20 protein-coding genes are annotated in these 24294 nt (G+C 43.2%); 15 read left to right on the forward strand and 5 right to left on the reverse strand.

The genetic code is table 11. The features are described from left to right. Positions 1-20: 20 nt before the first annotated feature. Positions 21-719, forward strand: a complete 699-nt coding sequence (locus I2I04_RS09055) for a SprT family zinc-dependent metalloprotease (protein ID WP_195654855.1) — start codon at positions 21-23, stop codon at positions 717-719. A 158-nt stretch (positions 720-877) separates the two neighbouring features. On the opposite strand, the gene I2I04_RS09060 is transcribed toward I2I04_RS09055, so the two are convergent. Continuing rightward, positions 878-1273, reverse strand: a complete 396-nt coding sequence (locus tag I2I04_RS09060; protein ID WP_008024082.1) for a hypothetical protein — start codon at positions 1271-1273, stop codon at positions 878-880. A 172-nt stretch (positions 1274-1445) separates the two neighbouring features. Here I2I04_RS09060 and rimP point away from each other — a divergent pair, with 172 nt between their 5' ends. The 8 genes from rimP (at position 1446) to I2I04_RS09100 (ending at position 12062) form a co-directional block, all read left to right on the forward strand. Next, positions 1446-1913: a ribosome assembly cofactor RimP gene (gene rimP, locus I2I04_RS09065; RefSeq protein WP_143256802.1), complete on the forward strand. Its 468-nt coding sequence runs from the start codon at positions 1446-1448 to the stop codon at positions 1911-1913. A gap of 2 nt (positions 1914-1915) precedes the next feature. Then, on the forward strand, positions 1916-3193 hold the full coding sequence (nusA, locus tag I2I04_RS09070) for a transcription termination factor NusA (protein WP_143256803.1): 1278 nt from the start codon (positions 1916-1918) through the stop codon (positions 3191-3193). Between the two features lie 112 nt (positions 3194-3305). Next, positions 3306-6398, forward strand: coding sequence for a translation initiation factor IF-2 (gene infB / locus I2I04_RS09075; protein WP_195470079.1), 3093 nt, complete (start codon positions 3306-3308; stop codon positions 6396-6398). Between the two features lie 195 nt (positions 6399-6593). Next, entirely contained in the window at positions 6594-7130 is a 537-nt protein-coding gene (locus tag I2I04_RS09080; RefSeq protein WP_143256805.1) for a CvpA family protein, read from the forward strand. Then, complete coding sequence (gene sufB / locus I2I04_RS09085) at positions 7108-8610, forward strand: Fe-S cluster assembly protein SufB (RefSeq protein ID WP_370511848.1); 1503 nt, start codon at positions 7108-7110, stop codon at positions 8608-8610. The genes I2I04_RS09080 and sufB overlap by 23 nt, the downstream gene beginning before the upstream one ends. 111 nt (positions 8611-8721) lie before the next feature. Continuing rightward, positions 8722-9474: a Fe-S cluster assembly ATPase SufC gene (sufC, locus tag I2I04_RS09090; protein WP_195654856.1), complete on the forward strand. Its 753-nt coding sequence runs from the start codon at positions 8722-8724 to the stop codon at positions 9472-9474. A gap of 13 nt (positions 9475-9487) precedes the next feature. Next, a complete protein-coding gene (gene sufD, locus I2I04_RS09095; protein WP_195654857.1) occupies positions 9488-10831 on the forward strand; it encodes a Fe-S cluster assembly protein SufD in 1344 nt (447 codons plus the stop codon). Between the two features lie 19 nt (positions 10832-10850). Beyond that, entirely contained in the window at positions 10851-12062 is a 1212-nt protein-coding gene (locus I2I04_RS09100) for an aminotransferase class V-fold PLP-dependent enzyme (RefSeq protein WP_195654858.1), read from the forward strand. A gap of 226 nt (positions 12063-12288) precedes the next feature. Here the strand turns inward: I2I04_RS09100 and I2I04_RS23495 are convergent, their stop codons facing one another. Continuing rightward, complete coding sequence (locus I2I04_RS23495; protein WP_317192946.1) at positions 12289-12543, reverse strand: hypothetical protein; 255 nt, start codon at positions 12541-12543, stop codon at positions 12289-12291. A 198-nt stretch (positions 12544-12741) separates the two neighbouring features. On the opposite strand from I2I04_RS23495, the gene I2I04_RS23650 reads away from it, so the two are divergent. The 4 genes from I2I04_RS23650 to I2I04_RS09125 all read left to right on the forward strand — a co-directional run bounded on the left by I2I04_RS23650 (position 12742) and on the right by I2I04_RS09125 (position 17843). Continuing rightward, positions 12742-12996: a helix-turn-helix domain-containing protein gene (locus I2I04_RS23650; protein ID WP_410489770.1), complete on the forward strand. Its 255-nt coding sequence runs from the start codon at positions 12742-12744 to the stop codon at positions 12994-12996. Between the two features lie 227 nt (positions 12997-13223). After that, positions 13224-15428: a sodium-translocating pyrophosphatase gene (locus tag I2I04_RS09115; RefSeq protein WP_143256810.1), complete on the forward strand. Its 2205-nt coding sequence runs from the start codon at positions 13224-13226 to the stop codon at positions 15426-15428. 90 nt (positions 15429-15518) lie between these two features. Further along, positions 15519-16121, forward strand: a complete 603-nt coding sequence (locus tag I2I04_RS09120) for a ribonuclease HII (RefSeq protein WP_195470081.1) — start codon at positions 15519-15521, stop codon at positions 16119-16121. Positions 16122-16301: 180 nt separating this feature from the next. Then, positions 16302-17843 carry a DUF5723 family protein gene (locus I2I04_RS09125; RefSeq protein WP_195654859.1) on the forward strand — a complete coding sequence of 514 codons (1542 nt, stop codon included), beginning with the start codon at positions 16302-16304 and terminating at the stop codon, positions 17841-17843. A gap of 140 nt (positions 17844-17983) precedes the next feature. Here I2I04_RS09125 and I2I04_RS09130 read toward each other — a convergent pair whose 3' ends face one another. Then, a complete protein-coding gene (locus tag I2I04_RS09130; protein WP_195470083.1) occupies positions 17984-18913 on the reverse strand; it encodes a magnesium transporter CorA family protein in 930 nt (309 codons plus the stop codon). A gap of 347 nt (positions 18914-19260) precedes the next feature. Here I2I04_RS09130 and gpmI point away from each other — a divergent pair, with 347 nt between their 5' ends. Together gpmI and I2I04_RS09140 are read left to right on the forward strand one after the other, a co-directional pair. Continuing rightward, a complete protein-coding gene (gpmI, locus tag I2I04_RS09135) occupies positions 19261-20775 on the forward strand; it encodes a 2,3-bisphosphoglycerate-independent phosphoglycerate mutase (protein WP_195654860.1) in 1515 nt (504 codons plus the stop codon). A 66-nt stretch (positions 20776-20841) separates the two neighbouring features. Then, a complete protein-coding gene (locus I2I04_RS09140; RefSeq protein ID WP_143256814.1) occupies positions 20842-21423 on the forward strand; it encodes a DUF3109 family protein in 582 nt (193 codons plus the stop codon). A gap of 418 nt (positions 21424-21841) precedes the next feature. On the opposite strand, the gene gyrB is transcribed toward I2I04_RS09140, so the two are convergent. Both gyrB and rpsT read right to left on the reverse strand, forming a co-directional pair. Then, complete coding sequence (gyrB, locus tag I2I04_RS09145; protein WP_143256816.1) at positions 21842-23800, reverse strand: DNA topoisomerase (ATP-hydrolyzing) subunit B; 1959 nt, start codon at positions 23798-23800, stop codon at positions 21842-21844. Between the two features lie 198 nt (positions 23801-23998). Beyond that, entirely contained in the window at positions 23999-24253 is a 255-nt protein-coding gene (gene rpsT, locus I2I04_RS09150; RefSeq protein ID WP_004309474.1) for a 30S ribosomal protein S20, read from the reverse strand. Positions 24254-24294: the final 41 nt, after the last annotated feature.

The following is a 24294-nucleotide window of genomic DNA, read 5'->3' on the forward strand; positions in this document are numbered from 1 at the left end:
CTGTTGATAGAAGGATTATAATGGATAAGATTATAGAAGATGATGAGTTAGGGCGTCTGGTGATACGCGTCAATTCACGTGCGAGAAGTCTTGTGTTTCGTACCAAGAGTGATGCTGTTTATGTTTCAGTTCCTCCCGGTACTACCCTGAAAGAAGTGAAACAGGCCATCGAGAATTTGCGTGGAAAGCTTCTGGTCTCCCGGCAAAAAATCACTCGTCCGTTGATTGATTTGAATTATAAGATTGATGCGGAGCATTTTAAACTATCTTTGGTGTCGGGCGAGAAAGATCAGTTTCTGGCTAATTCCCGGTTGGGTGTAATGGAGATCGTTTGTCCGCCTCATGCTGATTTTACAGATGAAAAACTGCAAAGCTGGTTGCATAAGGTTATTGAAGAATCATTGAGACGAAATGCCAAAAGTATTCTGCCTTCACGTCTGGCCTTCTTGTCCAAGCAATGCGGATTGCCCTATTCGAGTGTGAAAATAAACTCCAGTCAGGGCAGATGGGGGAGTTGTTCGGCTCGAAAAGCTATTAATTTATCCTATTACCTGGTTTTGCTGCCTTCTCATTTGATAGACTACGTGTTGTTGCACGAATTATGCCATACCCGCGAGATGAATCATAGCGAACGATTCTGGGCATTGCTGAATCAATTTACAGAAGGAAAAGCATTGGCCTTGCGGGGAGAATTGAGAAAGTATCGTACGGAAATATAAAATGCTTTACAGCCAAGATAATATTCTCGCATTGTCACGAACTTAGTTTATTCTATCTTGGGTAAAGCCTTGTAAGCTCCTATTTCTGGCTGTCTTCTAAATCTTATACATTCCTGATAATGGTTCGTTATGATACGTAATAGGGGGATATGTCTTTATTATTTGGCTAATTGTTTAATCCCGTCCGATTCTTTTTCAAATTGATAAGCCCCTCCTTTTTCGCTAAGATCAAACGTAGAGACTAATTCTGTGTTATTATCTACGATCAATAAAGCGCTTTGTTCTGCAAAACGTCCCACTTCTACCGTGTAAGGCTCTTCCGATATGGTTTTATTCGAAATAAGACTGTCGTTGACAAACAAAGAGATAGAATCTCCGGCAAAACCTTTTACCAGACTGATTGTGTAGCTTTCGATGAAATGACGTTCTTCCTGCTTTTCCCGTTGTAACCGCATACTCATGTATACGAAAATAACCACTACAAAAATGACGGCAAAAGCAAGAATTCCATTACCTACCATAAACTGTTTATTAGTGTTGAGACGATGTGCCATAGTCGTTATTTTTTGAATTGTGGCGTAAAGATACGAATATAGTACTGTTAATTCATACTTTTTTTCTTTAATCTTTTGTAGTCGAACAGATTATTTATATCTTTGCAACCGAAAACGGATGAAAGGTGGAGGGGCAATTAAGCTCCTTTTTTTGTTCTTATATAGCTAATAAATGATAGAAAAGAAAACTGTTTGTCAGATTGTAGAAGAGTGGCTGGAAGGAAAAGACTACTTTTTAGTAGAAATAACCGTGAGCCCGGATGACAAAATTGTGGTCGAAATAGACCATGCAGAAGGTGTTTGGATTGAAGATTGTGTGGAGCTTAGCCGCTACATAGAGTCGAAACTGAACCGTGAAGAGGAAGATTATGAACTGGAAGTTGGGTCGGCCGGTATCGGACAGCCCTTTAAAGTTCTGCAACAGTATTATATCCACATCGGACAAGAGGTGGAGGTATTGACTAAAGACGGACGTAAACTGGCCGGTATACTGAAAGATGCCGATGAAGAGAAGTTTACGGTAGCCGTACAAAAGAAAGTAAAACTTGAAGGAGCAAAGCGTCCGAAACTGGTAGAAGAGGACGAGACCTTCACTTATGAGCAAATAAAATATACTAAATACTTAATTAGCTTTAAATAGTTATGGCCAAAAAAGAAGAAACAATCAGCTTGATTGATACATTTTCGGAATTTAAGGAACTGAAGAATATCGATAGAACGACGATGGTTAGCGTACTTGAAGAGTCGTTCCGTAGCGTAATCGCGAAAATGTTTGGCACCGATGAAAATTACGACGTGATCGTGAACCCGGACAAGGGGGACTTCGAGATATGGCGTAACCGTGAAGTTGTGGCCGATGAAGATTTGACTAACCCGAATATGCAGATTTCGTTGAGCGAAGCACAAAAAATCGATGCTTCTTACGAAGTAGGCGAAGAGGTGACTGACGAAGTGATCTTTGCCAAGTTCGGACGTCGTGCTATCCTGAATCTCCGCCAGACATTGGCTTCCAAGATTCTGGAACTCGAAAAAGACAGTATTTATAATAAATATATAGATAAGGTAGGTACTATCATCAACGCAGAAGTGTATCAGATCTGGAAGAAAGAGATGTTGCTCTTAGATGATGAAGGAAACGAGTTGCTGTTGCCTAAGACCGAACAAATCCCAAGTGATTTCTATCGCAAAGGTGAAACGGCCCGTGCAGTGGTTGCCCGCGTGGATAACAAGAATAATAATCCTAAAATTATCTTGTCACGTACTTCTCCCGTTTTCCTGCAACGCTTGTTCGAGATGGAAGTACCCGAAATTAATGATGGTTTGATTACCATCAAGAAGATTGCCCGTATCCCTGGCGAACGTGCCAAGATTGCGGTAGAATCTTACGATGACAGAATCGACCCTGTAGGAGCCTGTGTAGGTGTAAAGGGAAGTCGTATTCATGGCATTGTTCGTGAACTTCGCAATGAGAACATCGATGTAATCAATTACACATCGAACATCTCATTGTTTATACAGCGCGCTTTAAGCCCGGCTAAGATTTCTTCTATCCGTCTAAATGAGGAAGAGAAGAAAGCAGAGGTTTTCCTCAAACCGGAAGAAGTTTCGCTGGCTATCGGTAAAGGCGGTTTGAATATCAAACTGGCCAGTATGTTAACTGAGTACACTATCGACGTGTTCCGTGAGTTGGATGAGAATGTAGCTGACGAAGATATCTATCTCGACGAGTTCAGAGACGAAATCGACGGATGGGTGATCGACGCCATCAAGGCTATCGGCATCGATACAGCGAAGGCTGTGTTGAATGCTCCTCGTGAGATGTTGATTGAAAAGACGGACTTGGAAGAAGAGACAGTGGACGAGGTAATACGCATTTTGAAATCGGAGTTTGAAGAAGAAAGTGATTCAATTGAAAGTTGAAAATAGAATATTGACAGTTGAAAGTTGGCTTGCAAACAGCGCAGCCAACTGTCAACTGTCATTTATCAGCTATCAACTTCTTAAAGCTCCATTTATTCATTAATTTTAAAATATGACGATAAGGTTAAACAAAGTTACAAGAGATTTGAACGTAGGAATCGCGACGGTAGTTGAGTTCCTGCAAAAGAAAGGGCATACCGTAGAGGCTAATCCTAATACAAAAATTAGCGAGGAGCAATACGCTATACTCGTAAAGGAGTTTAGTACAGATAAGAACCTTAGACTTGAATCGGAGCGTTTCATACAGGAACGTCAGAATAAGGAACGTAATAAGGCGTCTGTTTCGATTGAAGGCTTCGAAAAGCAGCCGGAGAAACCGAAGTCGGAAGATGTGATTAAGACAGTCGTACCTGAGGATGCACGTCCGAAGTTTAAACCTGTCGGAAAAATTGATTTGGATAAAATAAACGGTCGTAAACCTGAAAAGGTGGAGAAAGAGCCGGAACAGAAACAAGAAGAATCTGTTGTAGAACGGCCTGTCGTTAAACCCGAAGTGAAAAAGGAGCCCGAGAAGAGAGAACCCGAGGTGAAGAAAGAAGAGGTGGTGACACCTCCTGTTTCTGTAGTAGAGCCTACTCCAGTGGTAGTTGAGCCCGTAGTAGTGCCGGAACCTGTAGTGGAGACGAAGCCGGTAGAAGTTGAAAAAGTAGTGGAAGAAGTGAAAAAAGAAGAGCCGAAGGTAGTAGAAACTGTACCTGTGAAGGCGGAAGAACATAAAGAAGAAAAAAAGGTGGAAACTGCACAGGCTGAAGTAACCCCGGTAGCAGAAAAGGCTCCGGAGGATGATGGTGTTTTCAAAATCCGTCAACCGGAATTAGGCGCGAAGATCAATGTGATCGGTCAGATCGACTTGGCTGCATTGAACCAGTCTACTCGTCCGAAGAAGAAATCGAAGGAAGAGAAGCGTCGCGAACGTGAAGAGAAAGAGAAAATCCGTCAGGATCAGAAGAAATTGATGAAGGAAGCCATCATCAAAGAAATCCGTAAGGATGATTCTAAAGTGGTGAAGAACGGTCCGAAAGAAAGTGCGGATGCTGCTAAGAAAAAACGTAACCGTATCAATAAAGAAAAGGTAGACGTTAATAACGTTGCGACTTCTAACTTTGCTGCGCCGAGACCTAATATACAAGGTAAAGGCGGTAATGGCAATAACAACGGTCAGGGCAACGGACAAGGTAATAATAACAGAAGAAATAATAACAATAATAAGGATCGCTTCAAGAAGCCGGTTATCAAACAGGAAGTGAGCGAGGAAGACGTAGCAAAACAGGTAAAAGAAACTCTTGCACGTCTGACAACCAAAGGTAAGAACAAGACGTCCAAATACCGTAAAGAAAAACGTGAAATGGCTTCCAACCGTATGCAGGAACTGGAAGATCAGGAAATGGCAGACAGCAAGGTATTGAAGCTGACCGAGTTCGTTACGGCTAACGAATTGGCAACGATGATGGATGTATCTGTTAATCAGGTTATCGCTACTTGTATGAGCATTGGTATCATGGTTTCCATCAACCAACGTCTGGATGCGGAAACAATCAATCTGGTGGCAGAAGAGTTCGGATTCAAAACAGAATATGTAAGTGCGGAAGTGGCACAAGCTATCGTTGAAGAAGAAGATGCTCCGGAAGATTTGCAACCGCGCGCTCCGATTGTTACAGTGATGGGACACGTTGACCACGGTAAGACATCTTTGCTCGACTATATCCGTAAGGCGAACGTAATTGCCGGTGAAGCCGGAGGTATTACACAGCATATCGGTGCGTATAACGTGAAACTGGAAGACGGTCGCCGTATTACGTTCCTTGATACTCCGGGGCACGAAGCGTTTACCGCTATGCGTGCACGTGGTGCGAAAGTAACGGATATTGCTATCATTATTGTGGCTGCCGATGATAACGTGATGCCGCAGACGAAAGAAGCAATCAATCACGCGATGGCTGCCGGTGTACCTATTGTATTTGCAATCAATAAGGTAGATAAACCGACTGCGAATCCGGATAAGATTAAAGAAGAACTGGCTGCAATGAATTACCTTGTTGAAGAATGGGGTGGTAAGTATCAGTCACAAGATATCTCTGCCAAGAAGGGAATGGGTGTGGAAGATTTGCTGGAAAAAGTATTGCTTGAAGCAGAAATGCTCGACTTGAAAGCAAATCCGGACCGTAATGCTACGGGGTCTATCATCGAATCTTCTTTGGATAAGGGACGTGGATATGTAGCTACTGTATTGGTATCTAACGGTACTCTGAAAGTGGGAGATATCATACTGGCAGGAACTAGCTACGGACGTGTGAAGGCTATGTTCAACGAACGTAACCAACGCATCAAGGAAGCAGGACCTTCTGAACCGGCTCTGGTATTGGGATTGAACGGTGCACCTGCTGCTGGTGATACATTCCATGTCGTTGAAAGCGATCAGGAAGCTCGTGAAATCACCAATAAACGTGAACAGTTGGCTCGTGAACAAGGCTTGCGTACGCAGAAGATCCTTACGTTGGATGAGTTGGGCCGTCGTATTGCTTTGGGTAACTTCCAGGAATTGAACATCATTGTTAAGGGTGATGTGGACGGTTCTGTTGAGGCATTGAGCGACTCGTTGATCAAGTTGTCTACGGAACAAATTCAGGTAAATGTCATCCATAAGGGTGTGGGAGCAATCTCCGAGTCGGATGTATCTCTGGCTGCCGCTTCGGATGCGATTATTGTCGGATTCCAGGTACGTCCTTCGGGTGCTGCCGCTAAGATGGCTGAACAGGAAGGTGTCGATATCCGTAAGTACTCTGTCATCTACGATGCAATCGAAGAGGTGAAGGCGGCTATGGAAGGTATGTTGGCTCCGGAATTGAAGGAACAGATCACGGCAACTATCGAAATCCGCGAAGTATTCAACATCACGAAGGTGGGTTTGGTAGCCGGCGCAATGGTGAAGACCGGAAAGGTGAAACGAAGCGACAAGGCTCGTTTGATCCGCGATGGTATCGTAATCTTTACCGGAAACATCAACGCGTTGAAACGCTTCAAGGACGATGTGAAGGAAGTGGGTACAAACTTCGAATGTGGTATCAGTCTGGTGAACTGCAACGACATGAAGGTAGGCGATATGATCGAGACATTCGAAGAAATAGAAGTGAAACAGACGCTATAAATAATAGAGTAAGATTATAAGTGATATGTTATAATGTTATAATATAGCAGAGGTCATGATATGATAAAAAGGTGGTAATGTGGTACTGTTTGCAGAACACCACCTTACCACCTTATTTTTTATCATTCTACACCCTATCACTGTGATTACCTTATAATATACACCCGATTATTTGTGGCTTATAACATTATAAATGTGGCAACGATTGATATCATTATCCTTATTGTAATAGGCGCCGGAGCGGTGGTAGGCTTTGTAAAAGGCTTTATCCGCCAGTTGGCTTCTATTTTGGGGTTAATAGTCGGGCTGCTGGCGGCGAAAGCTTTGTATGCCTCTTTGGCGGAAAAACTTTGCCCGACAGTGACGGATTCGATGACAGTTGCGCAAGTGTTGGCTTTTATCATGATCTGGATTGCCGTACCGTTGATCTTTGTATTGATAGCTTCGTTATTGACAAAAGCAATGCAGGCAATCTCGCTGAACTGGCTGAACCGCTGGTTAGGAAGTGGACTGGGAGCACTTAAGTTTCTGTTGTTAACGAGTGTAGTGATCGGTGCGATAGAGTTTGTGGACAGCGATAATAAGTTAATTAGTGCAACAAAAAAGGAAGAATCTTTGTTATATTATCCGATGGAAACGTTTGCGGGGATCTTTTTCCCTGCTGCGAAGAATATGACGCAACAATATATATTAGAGAATAAAGATAAAGATGCAACAAGAAGAACCCAATAAAATGAAACCCAATCAGAAAGACGAACTCGAAAAGAAGACTGATAATGAGTTTGTCCGGAAATTTGCGGAGGAGAAATATAAATACGGCTTCACCACAGAGGTGCATACAGACATCATTGAGCGTGGACTTAATGAAGAGGTCGTTCGTCTGATTTCATCGAAAAAAGACGAACCGGAGTGGTTGCTGGAGTTTCGACTGAAAGCGTACCGCCACTGGCTGACGCTGGAGATGCCGACCTGGGCACACCTCCGTATCCCTGAAATCGACTATCAGGCGATTTCTTATTATGCCGATCCGACGAAGAAGAAAGAAGGACCGAAGAGCATGGAGGAAGTTGATCCTGAACTGATAAAGACATTTAATAAACTAGGCATTCCTTTGGAAGAGCAGATGGCTCTTAGCGGAATGGCGGTGGATGCCGTTATGGACTCAGTTTCCGTAAAGACTACCTTCAAGGAAACGCTGATGGAGAAAGGAATAATCTTTTGCTCGTTCAGTGAGGCCGTGCGGGAACATCCCGATTTGGTGAAGAAATATATGGGATCGGTGGTAGGTTACCGGGATAATTTCTTTGCCGCGTTAAACTCCGCTGTCTTTTCTGACGGCTCTTTCGTGTATATTCCGAAAGGGGTACGTTGTCCGATGGAACTTTCCACTTATTTCCGTATCAATGCCCGTAATACGGGACAGTTTGAACGTACGCTGATTGTGGCGGACGACGATTCATACGTTTCTTATCTGGAAGGATGTACGGCACCGATGCGGGATGAAAATCAGTTGCATGCCGCTATCGTTGAGATAATCGTGCACGACCGCGCAGAGGTAAAATACAGCACTGTTCAGAACTGGTATCCGGGCGATGCGGAAGGTAAGGGTGGTGTATACAACTTTGTGACAAAACGCGGTAATTGTAAGGGAGTGGATAGTAAACTATCCTGGACACAAGTGGAAACCGGTTCGGCAATCACTTGGAAATACCCTTCTTGTATTCTGACAGGCGATAACTCAACCGCTGAATTCTATTCTGTAGCTGTAACGAACAACTATCAGCAAGCAGATACCGGGACGAAGATGATTCATCTGGGCAAGAATACCCGCAGTACGATTGTAAGTAAAGGTATCTCCGCCGGGCATAGTGAGAACTCCTATCGTGGGTTGGTACGTGTGGCTGAGAAAGCGGATAATGCCCGTAATTATAGCCAGTGTGACTCTCTGTTGCTGGGAGATAAATGTGGTGCGCATACTTTCCCTTATATGGATATTCATAATGAAACGGCAGTAGTGGAACATGAAGCCACAACGAGCAAGATCAGTGAAGACCAGATATTCTATTGCAACCAGCGCGGTATTCCGACAGAAGATGCTATCGGACTTATTGTGAACGGATATGCAAAGGAAGTATTGAATAAACTTCCAATGGAGTTTGCGGTAGAAGCACAGAAGTTGCTTACTATCTCATTGGAAGGAAGCGTGGGATAATTGAACGATTAGACGATTTACGATTTACGATTGAAGTTTCTCTCGTGAGTGTGTGGGTCGTCTGAGTAATATGAATCGTAAATCGTAAATTGTTAAATCGTAAATATAATCATGTTAGAAATAAAAGACCTGCATGCCAGCATTAATGGCAAAGAGATATTGAAGGGTATTAACCTGACGGTGAATCCCGGTGAAGTGCACGCTATTATGGGGCCGAATGGTTCCGGCAAAAGTACGCTTTCTTCCGTATTGGTGGGAAATCCGGCTTTTGAGGTAACAAAAGGATCGGTCACTTTTTATGGAAAGAACCTGTTGGAGTTGAGTCCTGAAGATCGTAGCCATGAAGGAATCTTTCTTAGTTTCCAGTATCCGGTAGAGATTCCGGGGGTGAGCATGGTCAACTTTATGCGTGCTGCTGTGAATGAGCAACGTAAATATAAAGGTCTGCCTGCACTGACAGCCAGTGAGTTTCTGAAACTGATGCGTGAGAAACGTGCGGTTGTAGAGCTGGATAATAAGTTGGCTAACCGTTCGGTGAATGAAGGTTTTTCGGGTGGTGAAAAGAAACGGAACGAGATCTTCCAGATGGCCATGTTGGAACCGCGGTTGAGCATCCTTGATGAGACAGACTCCGGTTTGGATATTGATGCGCTCCGTATTGTTGCGGAAGGAGTGAACAAACTGAAAACTCCTGAAACAAGTACGATCGTTATTACCCACTACCAACGTTTGCTTGATTATATCAAACCTGGTATTGTACATGTCCTTTATAAAGGTCGTATCGTAAAAACTGCCGGACCGGAACTTGCGCTGGAACTGGAAGAAAAAGGATATGATTGGATCAAGAAAGAAGTAGGAGAATGACAAATATAAAACGATGATGGTTGAACAACAATATATAGAACTCTTCTCACAGACGGAAGCAATGATCTGCAAGCATAGTGCCGAAGTGCTGAATGCGCCTCGTGCAGCTGCATTTGCCGATTTTGAGCGACTCGGATTTCCGACCCGTAAGATGGAGAAGTACAAATATACGGATGTGAGCAAGTACTTTGAACCGGATTACGGTTTGAACTTGAATCGTCTGGCTATTCCGGTCAATCCGTATGAAGTGTTTAAGTGCGATGTGCCGAATATGAGTACCGCCCTGTATTTTGTGGTAAATGACGCATTTTATAATAGGGCACTTCCCAAAGGAAACCTGCCGGAAGGTGTGATTTTCGGCAGCCTGAAAGAGGTGGCCGAGCAGCATCCGGAGTTGGTGAAGAAGTATTACGGTCAGTTGGCAGATACTTCCAAAGATGGAATAACTGCTTTCAATACAGCTTTTGCACAAGACGGCGTTGTGTTTTTTGTACCGAAGAATGTAGTGGTAGAAAAACCGATCCAGCTGGTAAATATCCTGCGTGCAGATGTTAACTTTATGGTGAACCGCCGCGTACTAATCATCCTGGAGGATGGTGCGCAAGCCCGTCTGCTGATTTGTGACCATGCAATGGATAACGTGAACTTCCTGGCTACACAAGTGATTGAAGTATTTGCAGGTGAGAATACGGTATTCGATATGTATGAACTGGAAGAAACACATACAAGCACCGTTCGTATCAGTAACCTATATGTAAAGCAAGAGGCAAACAGTAATGTATTGTTGAATGGAATGACTTTGCATAATGGTACTACCCGCAACACTACTGAAGTGTTGTTGGCAGGAGAAGGAGCCGAGATAAACCTCTGTGGTATGGCAATTGCCGATAAGAACCAGCACGTAGACAATCATACAAGCATTGACCATGCCGTACCAAACTGCACCAGCAATGAGCTGTTCAAGTATGTACTCGACGATCAGTCGGTAGGCGCGTTTGCCGGATTGGTATTGGTGCGTCCTGATGCACAACATACGAACTCCCAGCAGACTAACCGGAATCTTTGTGCTACACGTGATGCGCGAATGTACACACAACCTCAATTGGAGATTTATGCGGATGATGTGAAATGTTCGCATGGAGCAACGGTAGGCCAGTTGGATGAGAGTGCATTATTCTATATGCGTTCACGAGGTATTGCAGAGAAAGAAGCCCGTTTGTTATTGATGTTCGCATTTGTCAATGAAGTGATTGATACCATCCGTTTGGAAGCACTGAAAGATCGCCTGCACCTATTGGTAGAGAAACGTTTCCGTGGCGAGCTGAACAGATGTCAGGGCTGTGCCATTTGTAAGTAACCACTAAAAAATAATAAACGTGGATATTCAAAAGATACGTGAGGATTTTCCGATATTGAGCCGTACGGTTTACGGTAAACCTTTGGTTTATTTCGACAACGGTGCGACGACGCAGAAACCCCGCTTGGTGGTTGATGCGTTGGTGGATGAATATTATTCCGTAAATGCCAATGTACATCGCGGTGTGCATTATCTTTCGCAACAAGCTACGGAATTGCATGAGGCTTCCCGTGAAACGGTGCGTCAGTTTATTAATGCCCGTAGCACAAGTGAAGTTGTCTTCACCCGCGGAACGACGGAAAGCATCAACCTGCTTGTTTCCAGCTTTGGCGACGAATTTATGGAAGAGGGAGATGAAGTGATTATTTCCGTAATGGAACATCACAGTAACATCGTTCCCTGGCAACAGCTGGCTGCCCGCAAGGGAATTGCCATCAAAGTGATTCCGATGAATGACAAAGGCGAACTTCTGTTGGATGAATACGAAAAACTATTTTCCGAACGCACGAAAATAGTCAGTGTGGTTCATGTTTCGAATGTGCTGGGTACAGTGAATCCGGTGAAAGAAATGATTGCGACGGCTCATGCGCACGGTGTACCTTGCCTGATAGATGCTGCGCAGTCTATCCCTCACATGAAAGTGGACGTACAGGAGTTGGATGCCGATTTTCTGGTATTTTCTGCCCACAAGATATACGGTCCGACAGGCGTCGGAGTGCTTTATGGAAAAGAAGAGTGGTTAGACCGCCTTCCGCCTTATCAGGGAGGAGGAGAGATGATTCAGCATGTCTCTTTTGAAAAGACTACTTTCAACGAACTTCCTTTCAAATTTGAAGCCGGTACGCCCGACTACATCGGAACTACCGGACTGGCAAAAGCCCTTGATTACGTGAATGGACATGGACTTGAGCAGATAGCCGCCCATGAGCATGAACTGACAACTTACGCTTTGCAACGGCTGAAAGAGATTCCCCAGATACGTATATTCGGTGAGGCAGCCGAACGGGGAGCGGTCATATCCTTCCTGGTAGGAGATATCCATCATTTCGACCTCGGAACGTTGTTGGATCGTTTAGGCATTGCCGTAAGGACGGGACATCATTGTGCGCAACCTCTCATGCAACGTCTTGGTATAGAAGGAACTGTACGGGCTTCGTTTGCTATGTACAATACGAAATCGGAAATAGATACATTGGTGGATGGAATCGAACGCGTCAGCAAGATGTTCTAACGATATAAAAGCTGCTATTCCTGTGGGATGGCGGCTTTTTTTATTCTTTAACTAAAAAAAATGTCTTCAAGTGCAGTGATTTGAGCTTTTGTGCGTCTAATAGGTAAAGAAACAAAATGTTCATTGAATATTAGGAGGGTCGTGAGACCATGCTCATATTATATAAATTCTCTCTCTTTAACATTAATCGCAGCTATACCGTAAAACGGTATAGCTGCAACTTTTTTTATTCGGTTGTAATTTCAATCACACGGCTGAAAGCTTGATTGGTAGTGAAAGCATTGATTCCTACTTTCATCAGATAATTTCCTGAATAAGTATTCTCGGCTTCTTTAGCAGACTTCACGAGTGCAGGAATACCGCCCGGCAGTTTGGATTTCATCACTTCCCAGTCACCTAGTCCGGCATTGTCGCTGTTGCGAGGATGCTTGTTTCGGTGGAAGTGGGCAGTTGCGGATAGTTCTCTACGGTAGCCATCCATAGCAGAGAAGGGGAATGGTAATCAAAATGATAATACCATTCGTTCAATCCCAGACGCAATTTGTGGTTGCATGGCGCCTGCACTCCGCAAGGGGATGCCATGTCACGGGTCGACGAACAACTGATGTCTCAATTGATAGCCAAAGTGCGTGAGAATCTTTCTGATGCCAACTATAATGTGGAAGCATTAGCTACGGCTATGAATATGTCCCGTTCCAGCCTTCACCGTAAGATTAAGGCATTGACCAGTCTTTCTTCACTCGATTTTATCCGTGTCATCCGACTAAAACATGCTGCGGAATTGTTGCAGGAGGGAGAACTGCGCATCAATGAAATTTGTGACAGGGTAGGATTTCAGTCTCCTTCTTACTTCGCCAAAGTATTTCAGAAACAGTTTGGAGTTACTCCTACAGAATTTGCCCAGCAGAATAAGCAGAGAATGGCGGATAGTTAGTTGTTATTGACTATTATTCGTTGTTTTGTTATGGGATGGTGAACTGGTTTTAACCCCTTTCGGTGCATAAATGAGGGAATAAAATAAATAACTGCCATCTGTTTATCTGTCCAAAGTGACGTATGAAAAATAGAATGATCCAACTCTGTAAATTCTTTCTTTTTTACTTGCTTATTTCGATTGATTTCCATACTTTTAGCCTCCGTAATCCTTTAAAAATTGACCCTATGGACAACATTCTTTTCTGGCTCGTTCCAGTCGCTTCCGTGTTAGCCCTCTGCTTTGCTTATTACTTTCATAAGCAGATGATGAAAGAGAGTGAAGGTACACCCCAAATGATAAAAATAGCTGCTGCTGTACGCAAAGGAGCTATGTCTTATCTAAAACAGCAATACAAAATAGTAGGTTGCGTATTCTTGGGGCTGGTTATTTTGTTTTCAATTATGGCTTATGGTTTTCATGTACAGAATGCATGGGTTCCCATTGCTTTTCTTACAGGTGGATTCTTCTCCGGGCTTTCCGGATTTTTGGGGATGAAAACGGCGACTTATGCGTCCGCTCGTACCGCTAATGCTGCCCGTACTTCTCTGAATGCAGGATTAAGAATTGCTTTCCGAAGTGGTGCGGTGATGGGACTGGTGGTTGTTGGTCTGGGACTGCTCGATATCTCTTTTTGGTATTTGTTGCTGAATGCAGTGATTCCTGCTGATGCGCTGACACCTACTCATAAACTCTGTGTAATCACTACCACCATGCTGACGTTCGGTATGGGAGCTTCTACACAGGCGCTCTTTGCCCGTGTAGGCGGTGGTATCTATACAAAGGCAGCCGATGTCGGAGCCGATTTGGTAGGTAAGGTAGAAGCCGGGATCCCGGAAGATGATCCTCGTAATCCTGCCACTATTGCCGATAATGTAGGTGATAATGTAGGTGACGTGGCCGGTATGGGAGCCGATTTATACGAATCTTACTGTGGTTCGATTCTGGCAACAGCCGCCCTGGGGGCTGCTGCTTTTATCCATTCGGCAGATACAGTGATGCAATTCAAGGCAGTTATCGCCCCGATGCTGATTGCGGCTGTTGGTATTATCCTTTCTATTATAGGTATATTCGCTGTCCGTACCAAGGAGAATGCGACCATGAAGGATCTGCTCGGCTCGTTGGCTTTCGGTACGAATCTTAGTTCCGTGCTTATTGTTGCCGCTGCATTTTTGATTCTGTGGCTCCTGCAACTTGATAACTGGATTTTGATCTCTTGTGCCGTAGTAGTCGGACTGGTGGTAGGTATTATCATCGGACGTTCTACGGAATATTATACTTCCCAATCTTATCGCCCTACCCAGAAACTTAGTGAAAGCGGTAAGACCGGACCTGCCACCGTAATTATCTCCGGTATCGGTTTGGGTATGCTTTCTACGGCTATTCCGGTAATTGCAGTCGTGATTGGTATCATTGCTTCCTATCTGCTGGCTTCTGCAGGCGATTTTGCCAATGTCGGTATGGGATTGTATGGAATCGGTATTGCGGCTGTCGGCATGCTTTCTACTTTAGGTATCACTCTGGCAACGGATGCTTATGGCCCGATAGCGGATAATGCAGGAGGTAACGCGGAAATGTCCGGCTTGGGTGCCGAAGTCCGCAAACGTACCGATGCGCTCGATTCGTTAGGGAATACGACTGCTGCCACCGGAAAAGGTTTTGCAATCGGTTCCGCTGCATTGACAGGGTTGGCTTTGCTGGCTTCTTATATTGAAGAAATCCGAATCGGCCTGACACGGCTTGGTAATGTAGATTTAACCTTTGCGGATGGTAGTTCCATCAGTGTGGCGAATGCTACTTTTATCGACTTCATGGATTATTATGAAGTACATCTGATGAATCCGAAAGTTCTTTCGGGTATGTTCCTCGGTTCCATGATGGCTTTCCTGTTCTGTGGATTGACTATGAATGCCGTAGGACGTGCAGCAGGGCATATGGTGGATGAAGTACGTCGCCAATTTCGTGAAATAAAGGGCATTCTGACGGGAGAAGCGGAGCCGGATTACGAACGCTGTGTTGCAATATCGACAAAAGGTGCGCAGCGTGAAATGGTTATACCTTCCTTAATCGCTATTATTGCTCCTATCCTTACAGGCCTTATTTTCGGTGTTCCCGGCGTACTTGGTTTGTTGATTGGTGGTTTGAGTAGTGGTTTCGTACTGGCTATCTTCATGGCTAATGCCGGAGGGGCATGGGATAATGCAAAGAAATATGTAGAAGAAGGAAACTTTGGAGGAAAAGGCGGTGAAGTTCATAAAGCAACCGTAGTAGGAGATACTGTGGGTGATCCGTTTAAAGATACATCCGGGCCGAGCTTGAATATCTTAATAAAGCTAATGAGCATGGTGGCCATTGTAATGGCAGGGCTTACTGTCGCTTGGAGTTTATTCTAAAAAAAGCAGGAAAGAAGTAAGAAAAAGGAGACAAAACAAGTCTCCTTTTTTAATTTGAATTACCTTTGTGTCAAAATAGAAGCGATAAATATGTTATTACCTTACTTAAACGAGAATCTGATTGAAGCCGGATGTGATGAGGCCGGTCGTGGATGTTTGGCAGGAGCGGTATACGCTGCTGCGGTTATTCTTCCGAAGGATTTTAAGAATGAACTGTTGAATGATTCCAAGCAATTGACGGAAAAACAACGTTATGCACTGCGTGAGGTAATAGAGAAGGAGGCGATAGCTTGGGCAGTCGGCATCGTGTCACCGGAAGAAATTGATGAAATAAATATCCTGCGGGCTTCTTTCTTGGCCATGCATCGTGCAGTGGATCAGCTGACTACCCGCCCACAACATTTACTGATCGACGGAAATCGTTTCACTAAATATCCCGGCGTCCCCCATACCACAGTAGTGAAAGGAGACGGGAAATATCTTTCAATAGCTGCGGCTTCTATTTTAGCCAAGACATACAGAGACGATTATATGAACCGTCTCCACGACGAGTTTCCTTATTATGATTGGGATCACAATAAAGGCTACCCAACTAAAAAACATCGCGCTGCCATTGCCGAACGTGGAACCACCCCTTACCATCGAATGACATTCAATCTATTAGGAGACGGACAGCTAACTTTAAACTTCTAAAGTTGCTTTGTTTCATTTTGCACAAACATTCTACATTTTTTTGCAGAATAAGCACGATTTTGTTACGGATAACCTTGAAATTGTTCTGTTTAGGCTGAAAAAGTGTTGCCTAGTGCTTTTATTTGTTATTGAAATACTATATCTTTGCAAACAATAATAAGAATTAAAAAGTTTAAAATCATGGCAACGAACAAACTATTGTGGTCTTCTAAACTCATTGGGGTATTTTTTATTATGTTGGTTTGCACTCTTTCCGCAAATGCACAGTTTTTACGTACTTCCTATTTTATGGAAGGTACACACTATCGTCAACAACTGAATCCGGCTTTAACACCGACAAAAGGTTATTTCAACCTTCCAGTAATTGGTGCTGTTAATGCAACTGTCGGGTCTACTTCATTAGGCTATCAGGATATCATCGATATTATTGATGATGGTGACGATTTCTATACTAAACCGGATTTCATGAACCGTCTGAAAGATAATAATAAACTGAATGTGAACTTCAGTACAGAAATTCTTTCTGCAGGATGGTACAAAGGCAAGAACTTCTGGTCATTCAATATCGGTCTGCGTACAGATATCGGTGCTAACTTGACTAAGAATATGTTTACCTTCTTGAATGAGATGGAAACAGTTGAAGAAAATTGGAGAAACAGTAACTATGATATTAGTGGTCAGCGATTGAATATTAATGCTTATACGGAAGTCGGTTTAGGACTTTCACGTCAGATTAACAGCCGTTTGACTGTTGGTGCTAGAGTGAAAGCATTATTGGGTATTGGCAACATGGAGTTGAAACTTAATAAAGTTGCGATGAATGCTAACTTGCCTAGTGACGCAGAAATTGCAAAATGGTCTAGTGAGAGCTACTGGAATTCTATGAGTACTCCCGAAGCAATAAAAGCTGCACAGGAATTGAAAACTAAGTTTGATAATTATCATGCAAACTTGACTGTTGGCGCAGAACTGAAAAGTTCTTTCAAAGGTCTGGAATTGAAAGAAGAAGAAGGTAAAGACTATGTAACAGATTTCGACTTTGACAGTGGTAAATTGGGTATTGCAGGTTATGGCTTTGGTATCGACTTGGGAGCTTCTTATAAAATATTGGATAATCTGACAGTGTCTGCATCTGTTCTTGATTTAGGTTTTATTTCTTGGTCAAAATCAAGCACAAAAATTGCCTCAGCTAACCCGGATCCGATTGATATTAAAGGGAGTACCTATGCAAATATGGTTGATCCGAATGATCCGAATACTGTTATGAACGCTGTAAATCAGTTGCAGAATGACGCTCAAGGATATATGGACCGTGTAACGAATGGTGATGTACTTGACTATGACATGTTGCAACTTGAAGTAGGCGATGCTAGAGAATCTCGTAAATCCCGTCTTGCTTCTACATTAGTATTAGGTGCAGAATACGGATTCTTCAATAACAAATTAGCAGTCGGTGTATTGTCAACAACTCGTTTTGTACAGCCTGATGCTCTTACAGAATTAACATTCTCCGCAAACTATCGTCCGAAAAGCTGGTTCAATGTAGCGCTTAGCTATTCAGCAATCCAGTCAGCCGGTAAATCTTTCGGTCTGGGTCTGAAGTTAGGTCCTCTGTTTGTCGGAACTGACTATATGTTCTTAGGAAAGAACTCTAACTCTGTTAACGGATTTGTTGGAGTATCTATTCCGTTAGGTGGAAAAAAAGCAAATAAAGAAGGATAAAATATTTTAATTTCTCTCTCTAAACATTCTCTTTTAATTAATTCTCTATAGAATAAAAAACGTATAATTACAGCTTACCGTCATAAAGAATCCTTGTAAAGGACCATAGATGGTAAGCTGTTTTTTTTATGTTCCTCCTTTTAGAACCACTTAATCTTCCGGAATATCACAAACGCAAGCGTTGACAATCCGATGGAGAAGAGCACGATCAAAGAGAAAGCAAAGGGTACTTTTTCCAGGTGAATGTCCACATTCATGCCATAAAAACTGGCAATCAATGTCGGAAGCATCAGGACGATGGACAGACTTGTCATACGTTTCATGATCGTATTCACATTGTTGGAGATAATAGAGGCAAAAGCATCCATTGTTCCTGTGAGGATATCGCTGTAAATATTTACCGTATTGAGTGCCTGTTTCAGCTCGATAATCACATCCTCCACTAATTCTGTGTCCAGATAATCCGTATCCTGAAAAATAGTCCTTAACTTACCGATCATCACTTCATTTCCACGGATGGAAGTATTGAAGTAGACAAGTGTTTTTTGCAGTCTCATCAGGCGAAGTAAATCCTCGTTACGGATACTTCGTTCCAATTCCTTTTCTGCGGCACTGATGTCTATGTTTATCTGCTTTAGATATTTCAGGAACCACACAGCAGAAGAATAGATTAACCGAAAAATCAGATCCAGTTTGTTGCGTACAACGATCCCTTTTCGACGGGTATGCTCTATGAAATCCGGTAACAAATCTGTGTTGTGATAACAGACGGATACAATAATCTCATTGTTGGTGATAATTCCAATCGGTACAGTGTCGAAAGGCAGGCTGCCATTCAGTTTGTTCACTACCGGGATGCGGAGAATTGTCAACAACCAGTTACCTTCCGTATCCGTACGCGGACGTTCGTCCGTATCGGCTATATCATTAAGAAATGATTCGGGTACGTTGAGAGTTTGAGTTAGAAATTCAAAGTCATCATTGTTTGGGCATACTACATTTACCCAGCTGTTGGGAAGCCATTGTGCTTTTTCCACAAAGCCAGCCTCACAATAAAGATACGTTCTCATCTTATTGCCTCCTTTCGTTTGTTTGACACGAGCAGAGGCATCAGTTTTCAATGACTCTGTTCGCTTTAATTAATACTAGTTGTGCACGTTCGCGGGTTTGAATCGTCCATATTTCTATGATTTTAATTTAAAAGCGACGCAAAGGTACGGAAAAATGAAGTAGGTTCCGCCTTTTGTGTCGGGTTTTTCGATAGACAGCTTGAAAGTTGTTTTACAAAGTAAGAAAAAGACCCATAGCCTGATGCACTTCTGCCTTGTAACTTAACATAGATTAAACGTTTACGTAACTATCTTTTTTGTACCTTTGCGCCCGAAAATCAGTGTGATAATTTAAATATTGAAATATTATGAGTAAGAAAGCCCTTTTAATGATCCTCGATGGTTGGGGATTAGGTGACCAAAAGAAAGACGACGTAATCTTCAACACTCCCACTCCTTATTGGGATTATCTGATGAGTACTTATCCTCACTCTCAACTTCAGGCAAGCGGTGAAAACGTAGGTTTACCTGACGGACAGATGGGTAACTCGGAAGTAGGTCACTTGAATATCGGTGCCGGACGCGTGGTTTATCAGGACTTGGTGAAAATCAATCGTGCATGTGCGGACAACAGCATCATGAAAAATCCTGAAATCGTTTCTGCTTTCTCTTATGCAAAAGAAAACGGCAAGAGTGTTCACTTTATGGGGTTGACTTCTAACGGTGGTGTACACAGCTCACTCGTTCATCTCTTCAAACTTTGTGATATCGCAAAAGAATACAACATCAACAATACATTTATCCACTGTTTCATGGATGGTCGCGATACTGACCCGAAAAGTGGTAAAGGTTTTATCGAAGAACTTTCTGCGCACTGCGAGAAATCAGCTGGCAAGATTGCTTCTATCATCGGCCGTTATTACGCTATGGACCGTGACAAGCGTTGGGAGCGTGTAAAAGAAGCTTATGACCTGCTCGTAAACGGTGTAGGTAAGAAAGTTACCGATATGGTTCAGGCAATGCAGGAATCTTACGACGAAGGCGTGACAGACGAATTCATCAAACCGATTGTGAACGCTAACTGCGACGGAACAATCAAAGAAGGTGATGTAGTGATCTTCTTCAACTACCGTAACGACCGTGCCAAAGAGTTGACTGTCGTACTGACTCAACAAGATATGCCGGAAGCTGGCATGCATACCATCCCAGGTTTGCAATATTACTGTATGACTCCGTATGATGCATCTTTCAAAGGTGTTCATATCTTGTTCGACAAAGAAAACGTATCCAACACATTGGGCGAATATCTTGCTTCCAAAGGCTTGAGTCAACTTCATATCGCTGAAACAGAAAAGTATGCTCACGTAACATTCTTCTTCAACGGTGGACGTGAAACTCCGTTCGACAATGAAGAACGTATCCTTGTTCCTTCTCCAAAGGTTGCTACTTACGACTTGAAGCCGGAAATGAGCGCTTTCGAAGTAAAAGATAAACTGGTGGCTGCCATCAACGAGAACAAATATGATTTCATTGTAGTGAATTTCGCTAACGGTGACATGGTTGGTCATACCGGTATTTACGAAGCAATCGAGAAAGCGGTTGTTGCTGTAGACGCTTGCGTGAAAGATGTAATTGAAGCAGCTAAAGCACAAGATTACGAAGCAATTATCATTGCCGATCATGGTAATGCTGATCATGCTTTGAACGAAGACGGTACTCCGAACACAGCTCACTCTTTGAACCCTGTTCCTTGCGTTTACGTGACAGAGAACAAGGCTGCGAAAGTAGAGGATGGCCGTTTGGCAGATGTTGCTCCGACTATTCTGAAAATTATGGGGCTGACTGTTCCGGCTGAAATGGACGGAAACGTTTTGATTAAGTAATTTAGATTTCTATAATTGGGAGGGCGGAGTAGAACTCCGCCCTTTTTGTCTCACATAAGGTTTAAAATGATACAAATAGGTGATGTAGTAGTGTCTCTTGATGTATTTCAGGAGAAGTTCCTTTGCGATTTGGGCGCCTGCAAGGGGGCTTGTTGCGTTGAAGGTGATGCCGGTGCTCCGGTAGAGCTGGACGAGGTGATGGAGTTGGAAGAAGTTTTGCCGATTATTTGGGATGAACTGGCTCCGGAAGCACGTGCGGTGATTGAAGAGCAAGGAGTGGTATATACGGATCAGGAAGGCGATCTGGTGACTTCTATTGTTAATAATAAGGACTGTGTGTTTACCTGCTACGATGAGAATGGTTGCTGCTACTGCGCTATCGAGAAGGCTTATCGGGAGGGGAAAACAGACTTCTATAAACCGGTTTCTTGTCATCTTTATCCTATCCGGATTGGCGATTACGGGCCTTATAAAGCGGTAAATTACAATCGTTGGGATGTATGTAAGGCAGCGGTTTTGCTAGGGAAAAAAGAGAATCTTCCCGTATATCAGTTTTTGAAAGAGCCTTTAATCCGTAAGTTCGGTGAAGAATGGTACAAAGAGCTGGTTGCTGTTGCTGAAGAACTGAAAAAGCAGAAATATATTTAAATTCTCTTCCGGTTCTTGCGTATGCAATATAGCTGATATAGCAAAATGCACAATGCGATTATGATTCCGCATGCCGGCATAATCCATGCTTCCGGATGGATAATAATCAAGAAGATACAAGTCGCGATTACGCAGGAAGTCAGTACAATAAGAAACAGCCTGATCTTTGCAAATAACGGATTGGGTGCAGTAGTTTTCATTTTCATAGTTATGTTTTCTTTGCTTTTTATGCAAGATAGTGATTTTGTCTGGAAAACGTTTCCGCTGTTAGGTTTTATTAAGAGATAGGCAGTTGAACTATTCGAACATGAAAGCTCCTTTAGATAAAAGAAAAACGCCGATCGAAGGACGTTCCTTCGCCATCGGCGTTTCCTCGTTGTAAGATGTGAGGTTGGTTTATAAAAACGTGTTATTTAGATTATGTATCGATATTTGCATACGTTGCATTCTCTTCAATAAACTCGCGGCGCGGCCCTACATCTTCACCCATCAACATAGAGAAGATATAATCGGCTTCTGCGGCGTTGTCAATATTTACTTGCTTCAGCATACGGTTTTCAGGGTCCATAGTAGTTTCCCACAACTGCTGGGCGTTCATTTCACCCAAACCTTTGTAACGTTGTGTATGAATTGCATTTTCTGAACCACCACCGTAAGTGTCAATAAACTTCTGGCGTTGTGCGTCTGTCCAGCAATACTCTTCTACTTTACCCTTTTTGCAGAGGTAGAGCGGGGGAGTGGCGATGTACAGATAACCGTTCTGGATAACTTGCGGCATGTAACGGAAGAAGAACGTCATGATCAGTGTGTCGATGTGAGAACCATCGACGTCGGCATCGGTCATGATGATGATCTTATGATAACGCAACTTCTGTATGTTTGCTTCTTTGCTGTCTTCGTCAGTTCCGATAGTCACACCGAGAGCTGTGTAGATATTGCGGATTTCATCACTTTCCAGAGCTTTGTGATACATGGCTTTTTCTACGTTCAGAATCTTACCGCGTAATGGGAGAATAGCCTGGAACATACGGTTACGTCCCTGCTTGGCAGTACCACCTGCCGAGTCTCCCTCGACGAGGAACAATTCACATTTTGAAGGATCCTTATCCGAACAGTCGGCCAACTTACCCGGCAGGCCACCACCTGACATCGGTGACTTGCGTTGTACCATTTCACGGGCTTTTCTTGCGGCGTGACGTGCGGTAGCGGCAAGAATCACTTTGTCAACAATCGTTTTTGCTTCCTTCGGATGTTCTTCCAGATAATATGTTAATACTTCGCCCACTGCCTGGTCAACAGCACCCATCACTTCGTTGTTACCCAACTTCGTTTTAGTCTGTCCTTCAAACTGTGGTTCAGCCACTTTTACAGAAATAACAGCAGTCAAACCTTCACGGAAGTCATCTCCCGAGATTTCAACTTTCACCTTTTCCAGCATCTTGCTGTCTTCGGCGTATTTCTTCAACGTACGAGTCAGCGCACGGCGGAAACCTGCCAAGTGTGTACCACCTTCAATGGTGTTGATATTGTTGACGTATGAGTGAACGTTTTCGGAGAATCCGGTATTGTACATGATAGCCACTTCAATAGGAATTCCCTGCTTTTCCGAGTTCAGATAGATAACATCGTTAATCAAGTGCTCGCGTGAAGACTCGATAAAACGCACGAACTCTCTCAAGCCTTCTTCTGAATAGAACTGTTCGCCCTTGAAACTTCCGTCTTCGTTCACAACCCGGCGGTCAGTCAGGGAGATACGGAGACCAGCGTTCAGATAAGCCAATTCGCGCAGGCGTGAAGCCAGAATCTTGTAGTCGTATACCGTTTCAGTAAAGATGGTATTATCCGGCCAGAATTGCTGGCGGGTTCCTGTGATGTCAGCTGTACCGACTTCTTTTACAGAATAAAGCGGTTTACCGATCTCATATTCCTGCTGATAGATTTTACCATTACGGAATACTTGTGTAGTCATGTGGGTAGACAACGCGTTTACGCACGACATACCTACACCGTGCAAACCTCCGGATACTTTGTAAGAACCCTTGTCGAATTTACCTCCGGCATGCAGTACGGTCATGGCAACTTCCAGTGCCGACTTCTTTTCTTTCTCGTGATAGTCAACCGGAATACCGCGTCCGTTGTCCTGTACTGTGATTGAATTGTCTTCGTTGATTATTACTTCGATATGGTCGCAATAGCCGGCCAATGCTTCGTCGATAGAGTTGTCAACGATTTCGTATACCAAATGGTGAAGTCCCTTGACGCTGATGTCACCAATGTACATCGCAGGGCGTTTTCTTACTGCTTCAAGACCTTCCAATACTTGGATACTATCCGCAGAATAAGACCCGTTATTGGGAGTGATTTGTTCTTCGCTCATAATTGCCTTTCTAACTTTAATAACAGAGCAAATATAGTGAAAATAGTCGACTTGACGAAGAATAATCAGTGAAAAATGAAGAATACGGGCGGTTTCTCTGTATTCTTGATGGGTTTGATATTCAATGGGTTATAAACAAGAAAGGCCGAACTTAAAAGTTCAGCCTAGGTGCTATGTAGAATTATTAAATTCTTCTTATTAAGCGAGCTTGTTGATGTAAAGAGCCAACTTAGATTTCAGATTGTTAGCTTTGTTTTTGTGAATGATATTCACTTTAGCCAACTTATCCAACATCTTTGTAATGCCTGGGTACATTGCAACTGCTTCTGCTTTATCAGTAGTTGCACGAAGCTTTCTAACAGCATTTCTCATGGTTTTGCCATAATATCTGTTATGAAGTCTTCTTGTCTCTTCTTGTCTGATTCTTTTCAGTGATGATTTATGATTTGCCATCTCGACTAATCTATTTTTTTAGTTCTTTATTCTTTTAACTT

The sequence above is a fragment of the Bacteroides sp. 1001136B_160425_E2 genome (assembly GCF_015559655.1).
In the GTDB taxonomy this organism is placed as follows: Bacteria; Bacteroidota; Bacteroidia; order Bacteroidales; family Bacteroidaceae; genus Bacteroides; species Bacteroides luhongzhouii.

Excerpts from the sequence above, each read along its gene's own strand:
- I2I04_RS09115 (WP_143256810.1), top strand. The coding sequence starts at position 13,224 with ATGGACAACATTCTTTTCTGGCTCGTTCCAGTCGCTTCCGTGTTAGCC.
- sufC (WP_195654856.1), top strand. The coding sequence starts at position 8,722 with ATGTTAGAAATAAAAGACCTGCATGCCAGCATTAATGGCAAAGAGATA.
- I2I04_RS09130 (WP_195470083.1), bottom strand. The coding sequence starts at position 18,913 with ATGAGAACGTATCTTTATTGTGAGGCTGGCTTTGTGGAAAAAGCACAA.
- I2I04_RS09060 (WP_008024082.1), bottom strand. The coding sequence starts at position 1,273 with ATGGCACATCGTCTCAACACTAATAAACAGTTTATGGTAGGTAATGGA.
- I2I04_RS23650 (WP_410489770.1), top strand. The coding sequence starts at position 12,742 with ATGAATATGTCCCGTTCCAGCCTTCACCGTAAGATTAAGGCATTGACC.
- I2I04_RS23495 (WP_317192946.1), bottom strand. The coding sequence starts at position 12,543 with ATGGATGGCTACCGTAGAGAACTATCCGCAACTGCCCACTTCCACCGA.
- gpmI (WP_195654860.1), top strand. The coding sequence starts at position 19,261 with ATGAGTAAGAAAGCCCTTTTAATGATCCTCGATGGTTGGGGATTAGGT.
- nusA (WP_143256803.1), top strand. The coding sequence starts at position 1,916 with ATGGCCAAAAAAGAAGAAACAATCAGCTTGATTGATACATTTTCGGAA.
- sufD (WP_195654857.1), top strand. The coding sequence starts at position 9,488 with ATGATGGTTGAACAACAATATATAGAACTCTTCTCACAGACGGAAGCA.
- I2I04_RS09140 (WP_143256814.1), top strand. The coding sequence starts at position 20,842 with ATGATACAAATAGGTGATGTAGTAGTGTCTCTTGATGTATTTCAGGAG.
- infB (WP_195470079.1), top strand. The coding sequence starts at position 3,306 with ATGACGATAAGGTTAAACAAAGTTACAAGAGATTTGAACGTAGGAATC.
- rimP (WP_143256802.1), top strand. The coding sequence starts at position 1,446 with ATGATAGAAAAGAAAACTGTTTGTCAGATTGTAGAAGAGTGGCTGGAA.
- I2I04_RS09125 (WP_195654859.1), top strand. The coding sequence starts at position 16,302 with ATGGCAACGAACAAACTATTGTGGTCTTCTAAACTCATTGGGGTATTT.
- I2I04_RS09055 (WP_195654855.1), top strand. The coding sequence starts at position 21 with ATGGATAAGATTATAGAAGATGATGAGTTAGGGCGTCTGGTGATACGC.
- gyrB (WP_143256816.1), bottom strand. The coding sequence starts at position 23,800 with ATGAGCGAAGAACAAATCACTCCCAATAACGGGTCTTATTCTGCGGAT.
- sufB (WP_370511848.1), top strand. The coding sequence starts at position 7,108 with ATGCAACAAGAAGAACCCAATAAAATGAAACCCAATCAGAAAGACGAA.
- rpsT (WP_004309474.1), bottom strand. The coding sequence starts at position 24,253 with ATGGCAAATCATAAATCATCACTGAAAAGAATCAGACAAGAAGAGACA.
- I2I04_RS09120 (WP_195470081.1), top strand. The coding sequence starts at position 15,519 with ATGTTATTACCTTACTTAAACGAGAATCTGATTGAAGCCGGATGTGAT.